We start from the raw sequence: 15,047 nt of genomic DNA, 5'->3' as shown, positions 1-15,047 counted from the left end.
TGCGGGATGGGGATCGCTCGACTCGTCTGTCGGCTAGTATCCGCAGATGCATGCTTGACGGTCCCTCCACCCTGGCTCCTACATACCGCGTAGGAGCCGGGAGGAACATACAAGCCATGCTCGACTGCGTCTGCCAGTAATAGTCGAGCATGGCTCGACTCTACGAAGAGGCTCAATGCACTTCGTCGTGGTACACGAACTTCGGCATTTCCCAGCGGTAGTGGATCGCCAGCAGGCGCAGCGCGAAGCCGCCGCCGAGGCAGCACAGGATCGCGGTGGCGTCGGCCACGCCCCAGTGCAGCAGCAACAGGTAGGCCGCGCCGGTCAGCAGCGCGATGATCGCGTACAGCTCCTTCTGGAAGATCAGCGGCACCTCGTTGCAGAGAATGTCGCGCAGCACGCCACCGAAGGCACCGGTCAGCATGCCGGCGATCAGCACGATCGGCATGGCATGGCCGGCCTCGCGCGCGATCGAACAGCCGATCAGGGTGAAGGCGATCAGGCCCAGGCCATCGAGCACCAGGAAGGTGCGGCGGAAGTGGTGCATCCAGCGCGCCACCCAGGTGGCGATCAGCGCGGCACACACGGTGAAGCCCAGGTACTCGGGATGCTTCACCCAGCCCAGCGGGTAGTGGCCGAGCAGGATGTCGCGCAGCGAACCGCCCCCGAGGGCGGTGACGCAGGCGATCATGACCACCCCGAACAGGTCCATGCGGCGACGGCCGGCGGACAGCGCGCCGGTCATGGCTTCGGCGGAAATGGCGATCAGGTAGATGATGGACAGCAGCATGGGACAGGCTCCGGGCGCGGTGGGGCCGGCCATGCGCGACTACCGCCACTGCCTGCGCAATGACGGGATGACGATGACCGGTGCCGCTCCCGCTGTCCTTTTGCCTGAGAGTTCAGCGGCGTAGGCCGCGTGCCCCTTCGGCGGATCGTCCCGGGCGTGCCCGGTGACCTCTCTCCAGCTCGGCGAGTCGAATGCATGGTTGGTGGGATTCCAGCCCACCGGCCTGAGCGATCATGGGAGCCTGCGCCTTCGGCGGGCGCCAGCGCGGCGCCTCTCTCCTGCATTCGGGCGCCAGTATATCCGCTGCAGTGCAGCACGGCATAATCCGGGCATGGCCCCGTCCCTCCGCCCGTGGTTCCTGTACCTGCTCGAATGCCGGGATGGCAGCTATTACGCCGGCATCAGCACCGACGTGGACGCGCGCTTCGCCGCCCACCAGGCCGGCAAGGGCGCGCGCTACACTCGGGCGCGACCGCCGTTGCGCGTGCTGGCCGTGCGCGAGTACCCCGACCGGGCCGCCGCCTCACGCGCCGAGTGGCAGCTCAAGCAGCAGCCGCGCGAACGCAAACTGGCCTGGCTGCAGGCCCCGATCCTGTAGATCCACGCCATGCGTGGATGGTGTGCTGGGCCATGCCATCATCGCCACATCCATCGACACAGGAAGCGGTCCGATGAAATCCTGCTGGATGCTGATGTTGACGTTCTGTATCCCCCTGTCGGCCTGCGCCCAGACTCTGCCACCGCTGCAGCACGGGCAGATCGGCAGCGCCGCCGAACTGGCCGCACAGCGCGGCCCGGACACGCCCGAGCCCATCCACCTGCGCCGCGACCAGGTGCCGCCCGATCTGGTCGACCTGATTCCGCTGGCCGAAAAATGGGGCATCGGCGATGACCTGCTGCGCGATGAGATGCAGGAACATGCCACCGACGCGGAAAAGCGCGCGATAGCTGATGCGCTGAAGCATCGGCATGCGCGCATCTCCGCCTGGCTCGACAGTTTCCCGCAGGGCCAGCCGATGACCGACGAAGCGGCCGCGTTCATGTACATGCAGCTGAGCGTCGACGAAATGGGCCTGATGCAGTAGATCCACGCCATGCGTGGATGCGGCTTGCCCATGCGATGATCGCCCCGCGCCCAGAGCCGGAGACCCGGATGTCCACGATTGCCCTGCTGTTCGCTCTTTCCGCAGCAACGAGCCCTGCCGCCGACCCGGCCACCATCGCGGCCATTGAAGCCACCTGCCACGATTACGTCGACGGCCAGCTGGAAGCCGACCCGCAGCGCGTCGCCCGCTCCCTGCACCCGGACCTGGCCAAGCGCGCGGTCCTCGGCGATACGCCCGACGAACGCCTGGGCCTGCGCCGCATGTCGAAGGAAGAACTGGTGGCGCTGACGAAGCAGGGCGCGTTGAAGACCCCGAAGGATCAATGGGAACGCCGCTGCACGGTGCTGGACGTGACCGGCAACGCGGCCTCGGTGCGGCTGGAAACCCCGTGGTTCGTCGACTACTTCCACATGGGCCGCTTCGACCAGCGCTGGGTCATCGTCAACGCGTTGTGGTACCCGAAACCGAAGGCGCTGTAGAGCGATGCGTGCCGCCGGCAAAGCATGGATCTCCGTCGTCGTACTGGTCGCCGGCATCGCACTGCTGCCTGGCCTGCTGTACCTGCTCGGGCTGATGCTGGTCGAAGGCCGGCCGAAGCCGGCGGACCGCGCACCCGGTGGTGTGGCTGCGTGCAGCAGTGAGCAGCGCACGGGATTCCAGCCGATGACTCCATGGAGCTTCACGACGCGGTTCTTCGATCCTGAAGCATTGAAGAAGGCGACTGATGTCGAACGCGAAGCGTTCTGGGTTGCACGCCGCCACCTGATGCGGCAGCCAAGGCACGACATGCTGCGCTGGCATCTCAGCAGTACCGCACTGACAATCTGGATCACCCGGCATTGGAGTACCGCGCAGATTGCCGATGCCGCGAGGAAGGAGGATTTCTGCCGCACCTGGTCGAAACGGCGGGTGCCGGGCGGCCCGATGAACCGGTAGATCCACGCCATGCGTGGAGGGTGTTGACGGGGTCAGAGCCCTTTCCTGCGGAAAGGGATCCGACCGCGCAGCAGCCGGCCAGCGGCCGGCACTACCGTCGGGGTCGCCGGTCTTCCTGGTCATCACCGAAGATGATGCGCGCGCTGCGCTGGTAGCTCCAGTACGCCACCGCCCAGTTCAGCAGCACCACGACGCGGTTGCGGAAACCGATCAGGAAGAACACGTGTGCGGCCAGCCAGAACCACCAGGCGAGGACGCCCGAGAGTTGCAGCCTGCCCAGGTGCACGATCGCGGCCATGCGGCCGATGGTGGCCAGGTTGCCGAAGTCGGCGTACTTGAAGGGACCTGGTGCCGGCTTGTCGTGCAGGCGCGCGCGGATCACCTCGGCCACGTACTTGCCCATCTGCTTGGCGGCGGGTGCCACGCCAGGCACCGGCTTGCCGTTGGCCTGGTTCAGCGCGGCCAGATCGCCGGCCACGAACAGTTCCGGGTGGTCAGGCAGGGTGAGGTCGGGCTGCACCTGCACGCGGCCGGCGCGGTCCAGCGGCACATCCAGGGTGCGCGCCAGCGGTGAAGCGGCCACACCGGCGGCCCAGACCACGGTGCGGGCCGGCACGAACTGATCGCCGAGCTTGAAGCCCTGGCTGTCGATGTCGCTCACCGGGGTACCGGTCAATACTTCCACGCCCAGTTTTTCCAGTTGCCGCCGTGCCTTCAGCGAAAGCACTTCCGGGAACGAAGACAGCACGCGCGGGCCGGCTTCGACCAGCCGCACCTTGGCGCTGGCCGGATCGATATGGCGGAACTCGTTGCGCAGCGTATGCCGCGCGATTTCTGCCAGTGTGCCGGCCAGCTCAACACCGGTGGGACCGCCGCCGACCACGGCAAAGCTCAACCACGCCGCTTTCTTCGCCGGGTCCGGTTCGGCCTCGGCGCGCTCGAACGCCAGCAGCAGCTTGCGGCGCAGCGCGATGGCATCGTCCAGCGTCTTCAGGCCGGGGGCATCATCGGCCCACTGGTCGTTGCCGAAGTAGGCGTGGGTGGCACCCGTGGCCAGCAGCAGGCTGTCGTAGTCCAGCGTGCTGCCATCGGCCATGCGGATCTGCCGGGCCTGCTTGTCGATGGTGACCACTTCGCCAAGGCGCACTTCCACATTGCGCTGGTGGCCGAGGATGTGGCGCAGCGGTGCGGCGATATCCGGGGCGGACAGGCCGGCGGTGGCTACCTGGTACAGCAGTGGCTGGAACAGATGGTGGTTGCGGCGGTCGACCAGGGTGATGCGTATGCGCTCGCGGGCCAGGGCACGGGTGGCCCAGAGACCGGCAAAACCGCCGCCGACAACAACCAGGTGGGGAACGCGCTCGCGACTCATCGACTCACTCCAGTGGGGGCATTGGGGGAAGCGCCTGGCATCTTCGCACGATGGCGCCCTGTCACGTCAGCGCCCGCATGGATCGGCGATACTCGGGTTCAGGCAACCGCCCGTGAGGAGCCCATGAGCGAACCGGAAAAGCGCATCGCCCTGTTGATCGACGCCGACAATGCGCCGGCCTCGAAGATCGACGAGGTCCTGGCCGAAGTCGCCCGCTACGGTGTGGCCAACGTGCGCCGCGCCTATGGCAACTGGAAGAGCCCGCGGTTGAAGGGTTGGGAGGCCGTGCTGCACGAATATGCGATCCGCCCGATCCAGCAGTTCGCCTACAGCAAGGGCAAGAATGCCTCGGACATGGCGATGGTGATCGATGCCATGGACCTGCTGTACGCGCGCAATCTCGATGGCTTCGCCATCGTGTCCAGCGATGCCGATTTCACCCCGATGGTGATGCGCCTGCTGACCGATGGCGTGAAGGTCTATGGCTTCGGCGAGAAGAAAACCCCGGAGCCGTTCGTCAACGCGTGCTCGAAGTTCACCTATCTGGAAGCGCTGGGCCAGACCCATGCCAGCGTGCCGGATACCGAACAGGCGTCCAGCGAACAGGCATCGAACGAGCCTGTTGCCAACGACGATGCCCGGCCACGCAAGAGCGGTGCGGAAATGCGCAGCGATACGCGGCTGGTGAAGATGCTGCGCCGTGCGGTGTCCTCGGCCGAGGGCGAGGATGGCTGGTCGCACCTTGGCCCGGTCGGCAGCCAGATCGGCAACCAGGCCTCGTTCGATCCGCGCAACTACGGTTACGGCAAGCTCAGTGACCTGCTGGCAGCGATCGGGCTGTTCGAGCTGAAGAAGGACGGCAAGTCCTCCTACGTGCGCGCGCTGCCGAAGAAAAACCGGTAGTGCCGGCCACTGGCCGGAAAGGAACCGGTAGTGCCGGCCGCTGGCCGGCAAGCCCCAGATGCCAGATCCCGGATCCGGCACGCACATCTCCACTCCGATCAGGCGTATCGTTGCCGCTCGCATTGCCAGCAAGGAAAAAACCCGCATGTTGAAGATCTGGGGCCGCCGCAATTCCAGCAACGTCCGCAAGGTGCTGTGGTGCGCCGAGGAGATCGGCCTGCCGTATGAATCCATCGAAGTCGGTGGCAGCCATGGCGGCACGCAGACGCCGGAGTACCTGGCGATGAATCCCAACAGCCTGGTGCCGGTGATCGAAGACCATGGCCTGCCGCTGTGGGAATCGAATGCCATCGTGCGCTATCTGAGTGCGCGCTACGCGCTGGGCACGCTGTACGCCGAAGACCCGATGGAACGCGCCCAGGCCGAGAAGTGGATGGACTGGAGCACCTCGCGCATGGCGCCGCTGTACACCGACCTGATCTGGGGCATCATGCGCACCGCCCCGGCCGACCGCGACGAAGCGCGCATCAATGCCGCCATCGTGCGTGCCGGTGACTACCTGGCGATGGCCGATGCCACTTTGGCCAGACAGCCGTGGCTGTCGGGCGAGACGTTCGCGATGGGTGACATCCCGCTGGGCTCGCTGATCTATGCCTGGTTCGAACTGCCCATCCAGCGCCCGGAACTGCCGCACCTGGCCGACTGGTACGCCCGCCTGCGCGAACGCCCGGCCTACCAGCGCGGCGTGATGTCGCCGCTGACCTGAGGGGTAGCGCCGGGCCATGCCCGGCGAGCGTGGTATGCGGAGGACCGCCGGGCATGGCCCGGCGCTAGCGTTCGTCTGCCTCAATACAGATCCGTCGGGTCCATACGGACCGACGGTAGAGTCGAGCTTGCTCGACTGTTTCTGGCGCACGGCAGTCGAGCAAGCTCGACTCTACGCAGCATTGGGCAGCGCCCTCAATACAGATCCGTCGGATCCACATCCAGCGACCAGCGCACCTTGCGTGCCTCCGGCAGCGCATACAGCTGCGGCACCAGCTGGGCCAGCACGCCATGCAGCGGTGGCCGCTGAAACGCGGACAGCAACAGCTGCGTGCGCTGGTAACCGGCACGCCGCGGCATCGGCGCCGGCATGGGCCCATAGGCCTCGACCACGTTCTGTTCGCCCAGCAACTGCCGCGCCGCCAGCAGGAACGCGTTGGCATGCTCCACCTGCTGTGCCTCGGCCCGCATCAGTGCCAGATGCGCGAACGGCGGGAATCCGGCCGCCTGGCGCTGGTTCAACTCGGCCTGCGCGAACGGGTGGTAGCCACCGCTGACCAGGGTTTCCAGCAGCGGGTGCCCGGGATGATGGGTCTGCAGCCAGACCTCGCCGGGGTCACGTGCACGTCCCGCGCGTCCTGCGACCTGGATCAGCTGCTGCGCCAGTTTTTCGCTGGCGCGGAAGTCGGCCGAGAACAGGCCCTCATCGATACCCACCACCACCACCAGGGTGAGCTTGGGCAGGTCGTGGCCCTTGGCCAGGATCTGCGTGCCGACCAGGATGCCGGGCTGGTCGCCCAGTTTCGCCAGCTGCTGTTCCAGCGCGTCACGTCGCGACGTGGTGCCGCGGTCGATGCGCACCACCGGGAAATCGGCGAAGGCGGCGGTGAGGTGCTCTTCCAGGCGTTCGGTACCGATGCCCTGTGGCTGCAGCGCCAGGCTGCCGCAGGCCGGGCATGCCAGCGGTGCCGGTTGCCGCGCACCGCAGTGGTGGCATTGCAGGCGACGGCCGCCACCATGCACGGTCATCGGTGCATCGCAGCGGTTGCAGGGCGCGGTCCAGCCGCAGTCATGGCACAGCAGCACCGGTGCGTAGCCACGGCGGTTCTTGAACACCAGCACCTGCTGGCCCCGCTGCAGATGCTCGCCGATGCCGGCCAGTACGTCGGCCGACAGACCGTCATGCAGCGGCCGTTTGCGCACATCGAGGATGCGCACGCGCGGTGGCCGTGCATCGCCGGCACGCTGCTTCAGGCGCAGGTGGGTGTAGCGCCCAGCGTAGGCGTTGTGCAGGGTTTCCAGCGAGGGCGTGGCACTGCCGAGCAGCACGGGAATGCCGAGCGCCTTGGCGCGCACCAAGGCGAAATCGCGCGCGTGGTAGCGGATGCCGTCCTGCTGCTTGTAGCTGCCGTCATGTTCCTCGTCGATGATCAGCAGACCGGCCTGCGGCAGCGGCGTGAACACTGCCGAGCGGGTGCCGACAATGACGCGTGCTTCACCACGTGAGGCGGCTGCCCAGACGCGAGCGCGCTCGTTATCGTTCAAGCCCGAATGCAGTGCATGCACCGCGATGCCGAGGCGGCCGCGGAAGCGTGCCAGGGTCTGCGGAGTCAGGCCGATTTCCGGCACCAGCACCAGCGCCTGCCTGCCCTGTGCCAGGCAATGGATGATCGCTTGCAGGTAGACCTCGGTCTTGCCGCTGCCGGTCACGCCATCCAGCAGGAAAGGCTGGAAGCCGTCGGCGGCGTTGATCGCAGTCACGGCCTCGGCCTGGTCCGGGTTGAGCGTGGGCCCGGGCAGCGGCTGCGCATGCTGCGGTGCCACCGTCATCGCCACGCGCTCGGCCAGTGCACGCTTGGCCAGACTGCGTGCTGCGGCGCGCCAGTCCTGCATGCGTTCGCCCAGTACGTCTTCATCCACCACGGCCTCGGCCAGCAGTTCGGCCAGCTGCCGCGGGCGGCTGCCGGCGCGCAGCTTCCCGCGCTGGGCATGGCCTTCGGGTGTCAGTTGCCAGCCCCAGTGATGGGTGTCGGGCAGGGCCTCGCCGTGGCGCAGCGGGCCGGGCAGGGCGGTGCTGAGTACTTCGCCCAACGGCGCGTGGGTGTAGCGCGCCAGCCACTGCAGGCTCTGCCACAGCTCACCCTGCAGCAGCGGCTGCGGGTCGCACCAGGCCAACGCCTGGCGGAGTCCCTGGCCGTCGTCGGTCTGGCTTTGTCCCACCACCACACCGACCAGCTCACGGTTGCCGAACGGCACCTTCAGGCGGCAGCCGACCGCAACCGTGGGGGCCACGCCCTCCGGCGACAGGTAGTCGAACAGCCGGGGCAGGGGGACGGGCAGGGCGACCTGCAGGGTCGGAATCGGTGAAAGCATCGGGCCAGTGTACCGGGCCATGCGCGCGCGAATGGCGGGGTGGGCGGCGGCGGGACGGCGCCCGTTGAATCATAAATGTCACCTAAATATCGGTGTCCATTGGAGATTCAGTCTTATCCACATGTTCTGTGGATAACGCTGTGCGTTACCGGTCGGCGGGCGCGCAGGAGGCCGATGGCGACGGCCTCACGCTCGGGTTGGTCAAAAAATCGCCATACTTTAAAATCCATCAAAATCAATTACTTAAGTGTGAAACAATGCTGAAACAGAGTGAATTCAGCTGGATGCCACAGTTTCCTGCGCAGGCAGCGTGGTGCTGTGCACAACCTGCAGCACGAAGTGCCTGTGGGCGCAAGTCCTACGGGCGCCGATGGCCTGCCGCTATCATGCGGGCAGACCTTTGGAGTGATCGATGACGGCTGTGCCCGCCCCTGTTTCCTCGACCGCGGCCGGCGCGCTGTCGGCGTTCCTGCGAGGTGTTGAACGCCGCGCCCTGGTGGTGGCTGAACTGCAGTGCGGCGATGCTGCCCGGGCCGAACAGACACTGGTGGCGGTGATGCGTGCGTTTGCGGCGGTCGCCAGTGACCTGCCGATGGCGCAGTGGCCAACCCGCTTCTGGACCCTGCTGGGCCAGCGCCAGGCGCTGCGTGAGCCGGTGGGCGGCCAGTGGGAGCCGCCGCTTGCCGCCTTGGGCCAGATGGGACCGTTGCCGCGCCTGGCGCTGTTGCTGCGGGTGGGCGGCAGCCTGGATGAAGGTATCGCCACGCGCGTGCTCGACCAGGACGAAGCCGGCTACCAGCAGCTGCTGGCCGATGCCTGCCCGCGTGACGCCCACGGCCAGCCCGACGCCTCGGCCTGGCGCCAGCTGGCCGAACAGGTGCAGCTGCGCATCCGCGATCTGCCCGTCAAACGCCTGCAGCAGCTGCAACAGCCGGCCGCACCGACGAACAGCAGTGAAGCGCCGACCTCCAGCTGGCGCACCCCGCAGCGCGACGAGCGGGCTGCAGCCACTGGCAAGCGCCGCCGCGCCAATGCCAAGCCGCGCTGGCGCGGTCCGTTGATCCTGCTGATAACCGTGGTGGTACTGCTGGCTGCCGCGCTGGGCTGGCGCCATTGGCAGGGACATTCGTTCGGCAGCGACGCACCGCTGCCGGAAGGCGTGGTTGGTGAGGCGGGTCCCGTCACGGTGGAAGCACTGCCGCCGAGCAAGGTCAATGCCACGCCGGACGCGACCCCTGCGCAGGCGACGGACGATGCCACGATGCTGGCTGACCGCGACTATCCGCTGGTGGCCGATGCCGATCTGTATGCGTGGACCGCCGCGGGCGGCCCGCTGCCGGTGGACGAGTCGCAATCCAAGCCGAGCCGGCCGGAGCCGGCCAGCGCCACGCTGGAAACCGCTGCTGCCGATGAATAAGACCGTATTCGCCAGCCTGCTGCTGGCCCTGCCGTTGTCGCTGTCCGCCGCGCCGCAGACCTTGAACGTGCCGCTGCCGCCGCCAGTGCCGGGCAGTTCACCGGCGGCCCCGGCCACCACAGGTACGACGCCCGCTGCGTTCGCCCAGCTCGATGCCCAGCAGCAGCGCCAGCGCCGCGCCGACTACGCCGCATGGCGGGCATTGCCGGAGGGCGAGCGTGAGCGGATCCGTCAGGCCGCTGCGCGATTCAATGCGTTGCCGGCCGACCAGCAGCAGCGCCTGCGCCAGCAGTTCCAGGCGCAGGACCAGGCCTTCCGCGAAGGCTGGCGGCTGGGCCCGCAGCTGGGCCTGGAGTTCCCCAAGCTGCACGGCCTGTTCGGCTTCGTGCCGCCGGAACAGCGCGAGGCCGCGCTGGCCGTGCTGCGCCAGCTCAGCCCGGCGCAGCTGGCCCAACTGACCCTGGTGGCACAGCGCACGCCACCGCAGGAGCGCGACAAGGTCCGCGGCGCGTTCCTCGCGGTGCCGCCGGCCGAGCGCGATACCTGGCTCAAGCGCCAGGCCGGGCAGTAGAAAGAAAAGGGGACGGAGGGGATTAAGTCGTATTAGGCACAGTCGGGCTTGAAACGACTTAATCCCCTCCGTCCCCTTTTTCTGTTCTTAACGTGATCGCAACGCGTGATGCCGGGGCCTGCCGGAACCCAGCATTCACGCCATGTCATGGGAATGCGCGCGCTGCACGCGTAAGATGGCGGCCCGCAACCCGGTGCCTGTGCCCTTCGCGCGCAACCGTAGTTCGCGTCAAGCACCTTATGTCTACTGCAACCTCCACGCCGCGCTTCAGCAAGGAAGTCGGCGCTACCGGTCTGCTCGCCCTGCCGCTTGTGCTCGGGCATGTGTCCACCGGTCTGATCTCCTTCGTCGACAACGTCATTGCCGGCCACCACGCCACGGCGACCCTGGCCGCGGTGACCATCGGCACTGCCCTGCTGTGGCTGCCGATGCTGATCCCGATCGGGACCCTGATCTCGCTCACCGCCTCGGTGTCGCAGCTGCATGGTGCTGGCCGCGAGCGCGAGATCGGCCCGCTGTTCCGCCAGGCACTGTGGCTGGCGCTGGGCCTGGGCCTGATCATGTTCACCTTCCTCACCGTGGTGCCGCCGCTGCTGCCTGCGTTCGGCATCGCGCCGGACATCGTGCCGGGGGCCACCGCGTTCCTGCATGCGGTGCGCTGGGGCGGACCTGCGCTGACCCTGTACTTCTGCATGCGCTATCTCAGCGAGGGCATGCACTGGACGCTGCCGACCATGCTGCTCGGCTTCGGTGGCCTGCTGGTGCTGGCACCGATGGGCTACGTGCTGGCCAACGGCAAGCTCGGCTTCCCGGAAATGGGCGCCGAGGGCCTGGGCATCGCCTCGGCGGTGATGATGTGGCTGCAGGCGATCGCCTTCGCCACCTACCTGTGGTTCACCAAGCGCTTCGCCCACCTGCAGCTGTTCTCGCACTTCGAAGGACCGCGCTGGCAGGCGATCTGGGACCTGCTGCGCACCGGCCTGCCGATCGGCATCACCGTGCTGATGGAGGGCGGCCTGTTCATCGTCACCGCGCTGCTGATCGGCCGCCTTGGTGCCAATGAAGCGGCCGCGCACCAGATCGCGATCAACGTCGCCCAGCTGTGCTTCATGATCCCGATGGGCGTGGCCGAGGCCACCACCGTGCGCGTCGGCCATGCGGTCGGTCGTGGCGATGGTTTCGGCGTGCGGCGCGCGGCCTGGGCCGGCTACGCGATCATCATGGGTACGCAGACGTTGTCGGCAGCGGTGCTGCTGTTCGGCCATGACGCCATCGTCGGTGTCTACACCAACGACCTGGCGGTGGCCGGCCTGGCCTCCACCCTGCTGCTGTACGCGGCCACCTTCCAGTTCCCGGATGGCATCCAGGTGCTGTCGGCCGGCGCGCTGCGCGGGCTGAAGGACACCCGCGTGCCGATGTTCATCGCCATGTTCGCGTACTGGGGCCTGGGCATGCCGCTCGGCGCCGGGCTCGGCCTGGGGTTGGGCATGGGGCCGCAGGGCATGTGGATCGGCCTGATCGTCGGCCTCACCGCCGCCGCCATCCTGATGGGCTGGCGCCTGCGCCGCAGCAGCCTGCGCATCGGCCAGTCCAGCCTGTCCTGATCCGTCCCGCCCGCCCCGGCGACCCGTGGCGGGCGATCCCCTGACTTGTGTCCGATGCCGCATCACACGGCACCGGCTATGCTGGCACCACGGCAAGAAGCCATCCGGAGCGTTCCATGAATCAACCCGTGCCCCCGCTGCCCCCGGCGCGTCGCAACCCCGTCGCCAGTTTCTTCATCGGGCTGTGGGACGTCATGAACTTCACCCGCCGGTTGATCCTCAACCTGGTGTTCTTCGGCCTGCTGTTCCTGCTGCTGGTGATGTTCGTCATCGCCGCCGGCATGGGCGCCGGTGCCAGCAAATCGCTGCAGGACCGCACTACCCTGGTGATCGCGCCGGAAGGCCGCCTGGTCGAGCAGTTCAGCGCTGACCCGGTCAGCCGCGCGCTGGCCAAGGCGGTGGGCGACAACGGTGCCGAAGAGATCCAGCTGCGCGACCTGCTGCGGGTGATCGAGTCGGCCAAGGAAGACAAGAAGATCGAGCGCGTGGTGCTGGAGCTGGACAAGCTGCAGCCGTCGGGCTTCGCTTCGCTGCGTGAAGTGGCTGCGGCACTGCAGGACCTGCGTGCGTCCGGCAAGCAGCTGGTGGCCTACAGCGAGAGCATGGGCCAGTCGCAGTACCTGCTGGCCGCACAGGCCGACGAGGTCTACCTGGACCCGATGGGGTCGGTGGTGCTCGAGGGCCTGGGCCGCTACCGCCAGTACTTCCGCACCGGCCTGCAGGACAAGCTGGGCGTGGACGTGCACCTGTTCAAGGTGGGCGAGTACAAGTCCGCCGCCGAACCGTACGTGCTCGACGCCGCTTCGCCGGCCTCCAAGGAAGCCGACCTGTTCTGGATGAACGACGTGTGGCAGCGCTACCTGGGCGACATCGCCAAGGCCCGCCGCCTGGATCCGGCACAGCTGGCCGCCGGCATCGACACGCTGCCGGAAGGCATCGCCGCTGCCGGTGGTGACCTGGCCAAGTTCGCCCTGCAGCAGAAGCTGGTGACGTCGCTGAAGACCCGCGAGGAATTCGAGGATCTGATGATCGAGCGCGGCGTGGCTGACGACGATGCCGACGGTGGTTTCCGCAACATCGACTTCGGCTCCTACCTGGGCCAGCTCGATGCGCGCCGCAACCCGGTCGACAGCCGTCCGCAGGTGGCGGTGGTGGTGGCAGCCGGCGAAATCAGCGGTGGCGACCTGCCGGCCGGCCGCATCGGTGGCGAATCGACCTCGGCGCTGCTGCGTGCCGCGCGTGACGACGAGAACGTGAAGGCCGTGGTGCTGCGCGTGGATTCGCCGGGTGGTGAAGTGTTCGCCTCCGAGCAGATCCGCCGCGAAGTGGTGGCCCTGCAGGCCGCCGGCAAGCCGGTGGTGGTGTCGATGGGCGACCTGGCCGCCTCCGGTGGCTACTGGATCAGCATGAATGCCGATCGCATCTATGCCGATCCGTCGACCATCACCGGTTCGATCGGCATCTTCGGCATGGTGCCGAACTTCAGCCGCGCGCTGGACAAGATCGGCGTGCACACCGACGGTGTCGGCACCACCCGTTTCGCCGGTGCGTTCGATGTCACCCGCCCGATGGATCCGGCCGTGGGCCAGGTCATCCAGTCGGTGATCAACAAGGGTTACGCCGACTTCACCGGTCGCGTCGCCGACGCCCGCAAGAAGCCGGTCGAGGCCGTCGACGAAGTGGCCCGTGGACGCGTGTGGAGCGGTGCGCAGGCCAAGGAACGTGGCCTGGTCGATGCCTTCGGTGGCCTGAAGGATGCGGTGGCCGATGCCGCCAGCCGCGCCAAGCTGGGCAAGGCTGACGCCTACCGCGTGCGTTACATCGAGAAGGCGGCAACGCCGTTCGCGCAGTTCGTCAGCGGTTTCGCCGGCAGCCGTGCAGGTGCCTGGATGCTGTCCGACTCGGGCATGGCGCGGATGGTGCTGGCGCGCACGATGCCGGAAGTGGATACGCAGCTGCGCTTTGTCGAGAACGCGGCCCGCGAGAAGGGCAACGGCACGCCGGTGAAGGCGCTGGCGTACTGCTTCTGCGGGTTCTGATCGGAAGCCATCCACGCACGGCGTGGATCTACTGGAAGCGCCCGGCCTCGGCCGGGCGTTTTCGTCTGCGGGGTTACTGCGTCGCGTCGGCCTCGGCCTTGCGCTCACGCGCGGCGGCATCGTCCACGGTCTTCTGCACGCCCTTGGCGCGGTCCAGCGGTTCGTTGATTGCGCGCGACATCGCCCGGGGCACCGGTGGCTTTTCCGGGTTCGGCGCCGGTGGGCGCTGGCAGCCCGCCAGCAGCGCGGTGGCCAGCAGGGACGTGGACAGGATCAGGATGCGCATGGCGGCACTCCGTGATGGGCGTGCGGGCAGTGTCGCATCCTCGGCAGGGGGCGGCCGTGAGCGCGTATCCTTGCCGCATCGAAACACAGCGGGCGCGGCCCGGGAGAACACATGACCCAGCAACGGTGGCGCCTGGACGGCCAGACCGCCCTGATCACCGGCGCCAGCGCCGGCATCGGCCTGGCCATCGCGCATGAACTGGCTGGCTTCGGCGCCGATCTGATGATCGTCGGCCGTGATATCGACATGCTGGAGACCGCGCGCGACGAACTGCTGGACGTGTATCCGCAGATGCAGGTGCATGCGCTGGCCGCCGATGTCTCCGACGACGAGGACCGCCGCCAGATCCTGGACTGGGTGGAGGATCATAGTGATGGCCTGCACATCCTGGTCAACAACGCCGGCGGCAATGTCACCAAGGCGGCCACGGAGTATTCCGAGGACGAATGGCGGAAGATCTTCGAGACCAACCTGTTCTCGGCCTTCGAGCTGTCGCGCTATGCACATCCCTTGCTGGCACGCCACGCGTCGTCATCCATCGTCAACGTTGGCAGCGTGTCCGGCCTGACCCATGTGCGCAGCGGCGTGGTCTACGGCATGACCAAGGCGGCGATGCATCAGATGACCCGCAACCTGGCCGTCGAGTGGGCCGAGGATGGCATCCGGGTCAACGCGGTGGCGCCGTGGTACATCCGCACGCGGCGCACGTCCGGTCCGTTGGCGGACCCGGACTACTACGAGGAAGTGATCAACCGCACGCCGATGCGTCGTATCGGCGAGCCGGAGGAAGTGGCCGCAGCCGTGGGCTTCCTGTGCCTGCCAGCGGCCAGCTATGTCACCGGCGAGTGCATCGCGGTGGACGGAGGCTGTCTCTTATACACATCT

General features: G+C 67.5%; 15 protein-coding genes and 2 riboswitches. Of the genes, 11 read left to right on the top strand and 4 right to left on the bottom strand.

Translation table 11 applies throughout. The features are described from left to right. Nucleotides 1-172 precede the first annotated feature (172 nt). Nucleotides 173-790, bottom strand: a complete 618-nt coding sequence (locus AC5O77_RS20740) for a trimeric intracellular cation channel family protein (RefSeq protein WP_005411215.1) — start codon at nt 788-790, stop codon at nt 173-175. A gap of 84 nt (nt 791-874) precedes the next feature. Further along, nucleotides 875-978, bottom strand: a riboswitch (glycine riboswitch). 13 nt (nt 979-991) lie between these two features. Then, nucleotides 992-1,081, bottom strand: a riboswitch (glycine riboswitch). 40 nt (nt 1,082-1,121) lie between these two features. Here AC5O77_RS20740 and AC5O77_RS20735 point away from each other — a divergent pair. The 4 genes from AC5O77_RS20735 to AC5O77_RS20720 all read left to right on the top strand — a co-directional run bounded on the left by AC5O77_RS20735 (nt 1,122) and on the right by AC5O77_RS20720 (nt 2,832). Further along, nucleotides 1,122-1,388: a GIY-YIG nuclease family protein gene (locus tag AC5O77_RS20735; RefSeq protein ID WP_478058795.1), complete on the top strand. Its 267-nt coding sequence runs from the start codon at nt 1,122-1,124 to the stop codon at nt 1,386-1,388. A gap of 94 nt (nt 1,389-1,482) precedes the next feature. Next, nucleotides 1,483-1,875 carry a hypothetical protein gene (locus AC5O77_RS20730; protein WP_317217561.1) on the top strand — a complete coding sequence of 131 codons (393 nt, stop codon included), beginning with the start codon at nt 1,483-1,485 and terminating at the stop codon, nt 1,873-1,875. A 68-nt stretch (nt 1,876-1,943) separates the two neighbouring features. Then, nucleotides 1,944-2,375 carry a nuclear transport factor 2 family protein gene (locus AC5O77_RS20725; protein WP_478058793.1) on the top strand — a complete coding sequence of 144 codons (432 nt, stop codon included), beginning with the start codon at nt 1,944-1,946 and terminating at the stop codon, nt 2,373-2,375. Between the two features lie 4 nt (nt 2,376-2,379). After that, a complete protein-coding gene (locus AC5O77_RS20720) occupies nt 2,380-2,832 on the top strand; it encodes a hypothetical protein (protein ID WP_478058792.1) in 453 nt (150 codons plus the stop codon). Between the two features lie 91 nt (nt 2,833-2,923). Here the strand turns inward: AC5O77_RS20720 and AC5O77_RS20715 are convergent, their stop codons facing one another. Next, on the bottom strand, nt 2,924-4,204 hold the full coding sequence (locus tag AC5O77_RS20715) for an NAD(P)/FAD-dependent oxidoreductase (protein WP_317217558.1): 1,281 nt from the start codon (nt 4,202-4,204) through the stop codon (nt 2,924-2,926). Nucleotides 4,205-4,327: 123 nt separating this feature from the next. Here AC5O77_RS20715 and AC5O77_RS20710 point away from each other — a divergent pair, with 123 nt between their 5' ends. Both AC5O77_RS20710 and AC5O77_RS20705 read left to right on the top strand, forming a co-directional pair. After that, the gene (locus AC5O77_RS20710) at nt 4,328-5,107 is read left to right on the top strand and encodes an NYN domain-containing protein (RefSeq protein WP_010481148.1); all 780 of its coding nucleotides are present in this window, start codon (nt 4,328-4,330) and stop codon (nt 5,105-5,107) included. Nucleotides 5,108-5,252: 145 nt separating this feature from the next. Then, nucleotides 5,253-5,873 (top strand): glutathione S-transferase family protein, encoded by a 621-nt coding sequence (locus tag AC5O77_RS20705; RefSeq protein ID WP_032129683.1) that lies wholly within the window; start codon nt 5,253-5,255, stop codon nt 5,871-5,873. A 194-nt stretch (nt 5,874-6,067) separates the two neighbouring features. On the opposite strand, the gene AC5O77_RS20700 is transcribed toward AC5O77_RS20705, so the two are convergent. Beyond that, nucleotides 6,068-8,245, bottom strand: coding sequence for a primosomal protein N' (locus tag AC5O77_RS20700; protein ID WP_478058663.1), 2,178 nt, complete (start codon nt 8,243-8,245; stop codon nt 6,068-6,070). A 412-nt stretch (nt 8,246-8,657) separates the two neighbouring features. Here AC5O77_RS20700 and AC5O77_RS20695 point away from each other — a divergent pair, with 412 nt between their 5' ends. The 4 genes from AC5O77_RS20695 to sppA all read left to right on the top strand — a co-directional run bounded on the left by AC5O77_RS20695 (nt 8,658) and on the right by sppA (nt 13,876). Next, nucleotides 8,658-9,662, top strand: coding sequence for a hypothetical protein (locus AC5O77_RS20695; protein ID WP_032129681.1), 1,005 nt, complete (start codon nt 8,658-8,660; stop codon nt 9,660-9,662). Then, complete coding sequence (locus AC5O77_RS20690) at nt 9,655-10,233, top strand: DUF3106 domain-containing protein (RefSeq protein WP_049423404.1); 579 nt, start codon at nt 9,655-9,657, stop codon at nt 10,231-10,233. The genes AC5O77_RS20695 and AC5O77_RS20690 overlap by 8 nt, the downstream gene beginning before the upstream one ends. Before the next feature lie 239 nt (nt 10,234-10,472). Continuing rightward, the gene (locus AC5O77_RS20685; RefSeq protein WP_478058661.1) at nt 10,473-11,837 is read left to right on the top strand and encodes an MATE family efflux transporter; all 1,365 of its coding nucleotides are present in this window, start codon (nt 10,473-10,475) and stop codon (nt 11,835-11,837) included. Nucleotides 11,838-11,953: 116 nt separating this feature from the next. After that, entirely contained in the window at nt 11,954-13,876 is a 1,923-nt protein-coding gene (gene sppA, locus AC5O77_RS20680) for a signal peptide peptidase SppA (protein WP_049400998.1), read from the top strand. 73 nt (nt 13,877-13,949) lie between these two features. On the opposite strand, the gene AC5O77_RS20675 is transcribed toward sppA, so the two are convergent. Beyond that, nucleotides 13,950-14,162 carry a hypothetical protein gene (locus AC5O77_RS20675; protein ID WP_049400999.1) on the bottom strand — a complete coding sequence of 71 codons (213 nt, stop codon included), beginning with the start codon at nt 14,160-14,162 and terminating at the stop codon, nt 13,950-13,952. A 111-nt stretch (nt 14,163-14,273) separates the two neighbouring features. Between AC5O77_RS20675 and AC5O77_RS20670 the strand changes: the two genes are divergently transcribed. Then, nucleotides 14,274-15,047, top strand: a 774-nt coding sequence (locus AC5O77_RS20670) for an SDR family oxidoreductase (RefSeq protein ID WP_494507128.1), incomplete at its 3' end; no start/stop codon positions are given.

It is taken from the genome of Stenotrophomonas sp. INTA L402-1 (assembly GCF_059295135.1).
This window is presented reverse-complemented; position numbering and strand designations above follow the sequence as displayed.

Excerpts from the sequence above, each read along its gene's own strand:
- AC5O77_RS20740 (WP_005411215.1), bottom strand. The coding sequence starts at position 790 with ATGCTGCTGTCCATCATCTACCTGATCGCCATTTCCGCCGAAGCCATG.
- AC5O77_RS20735 (WP_478058795.1), top strand. The coding sequence starts at position 1,122 with ATGGCCCCGTCCCTCCGCCCGTGGTTCCTGTACCTGCTCGAATGCCGG.
- AC5O77_RS20730 (WP_317217561.1), top strand. The coding sequence starts at position 1,483 with ATGTTGACGTTCTGTATCCCCCTGTCGGCCTGCGCCCAGACTCTGCCA.
- AC5O77_RS20725 (WP_478058793.1), top strand. The coding sequence starts at position 1,944 with ATGTCCACGATTGCCCTGCTGTTCGCTCTTTCCGCAGCAACGAGCCCT.
- AC5O77_RS20720 (WP_478058792.1), top strand. The coding sequence starts at position 2,380 with ATGCGTGCCGCCGGCAAAGCATGGATCTCCGTCGTCGTACTGGTCGCC.
- AC5O77_RS20715 (WP_317217558.1), bottom strand. The coding sequence starts at position 4,204 with ATGAGTCGCGAGCGCGTTCCCCACCTGGTTGTTGTCGGCGGCGGTTTT.
- AC5O77_RS20710 (WP_010481148.1), top strand. The coding sequence starts at position 4,328 with ATGAGCGAACCGGAAAAGCGCATCGCCCTGTTGATCGACGCCGACAAT.
- AC5O77_RS20705 (WP_032129683.1), top strand. The coding sequence starts at position 5,253 with ATGTTGAAGATCTGGGGCCGCCGCAATTCCAGCAACGTCCGCAAGGTG.
- AC5O77_RS20700 (WP_478058663.1), bottom strand. The coding sequence starts at position 8,245 with ATGCTTTCACCGATTCCGACCCTGCAGGTCGCCCTGCCCGTCCCCCTG.
- AC5O77_RS20695 (WP_032129681.1), top strand. The coding sequence starts at position 8,658 with ATGACGGCTGTGCCCGCCCCTGTTTCCTCGACCGCGGCCGGCGCGCTG.
- AC5O77_RS20690 (WP_049423404.1), top strand. The coding sequence starts at position 9,655 with ATGAATAAGACCGTATTCGCCAGCCTGCTGCTGGCCCTGCCGTTGTCG.
- AC5O77_RS20685 (WP_478058661.1), top strand. The coding sequence starts at position 10,473 with ATGTCTACTGCAACCTCCACGCCGCGCTTCAGCAAGGAAGTCGGCGCT.
- sppA (WP_049400998.1), top strand. The coding sequence starts at position 11,954 with ATGAATCAACCCGTGCCCCCGCTGCCCCCGGCGCGTCGCAACCCCGTC.
- AC5O77_RS20675 (WP_049400999.1), bottom strand. The coding sequence starts at position 14,162 with ATGCGCATCCTGATCCTGTCCACGTCCCTGCTGGCCACCGCGCTGCTG.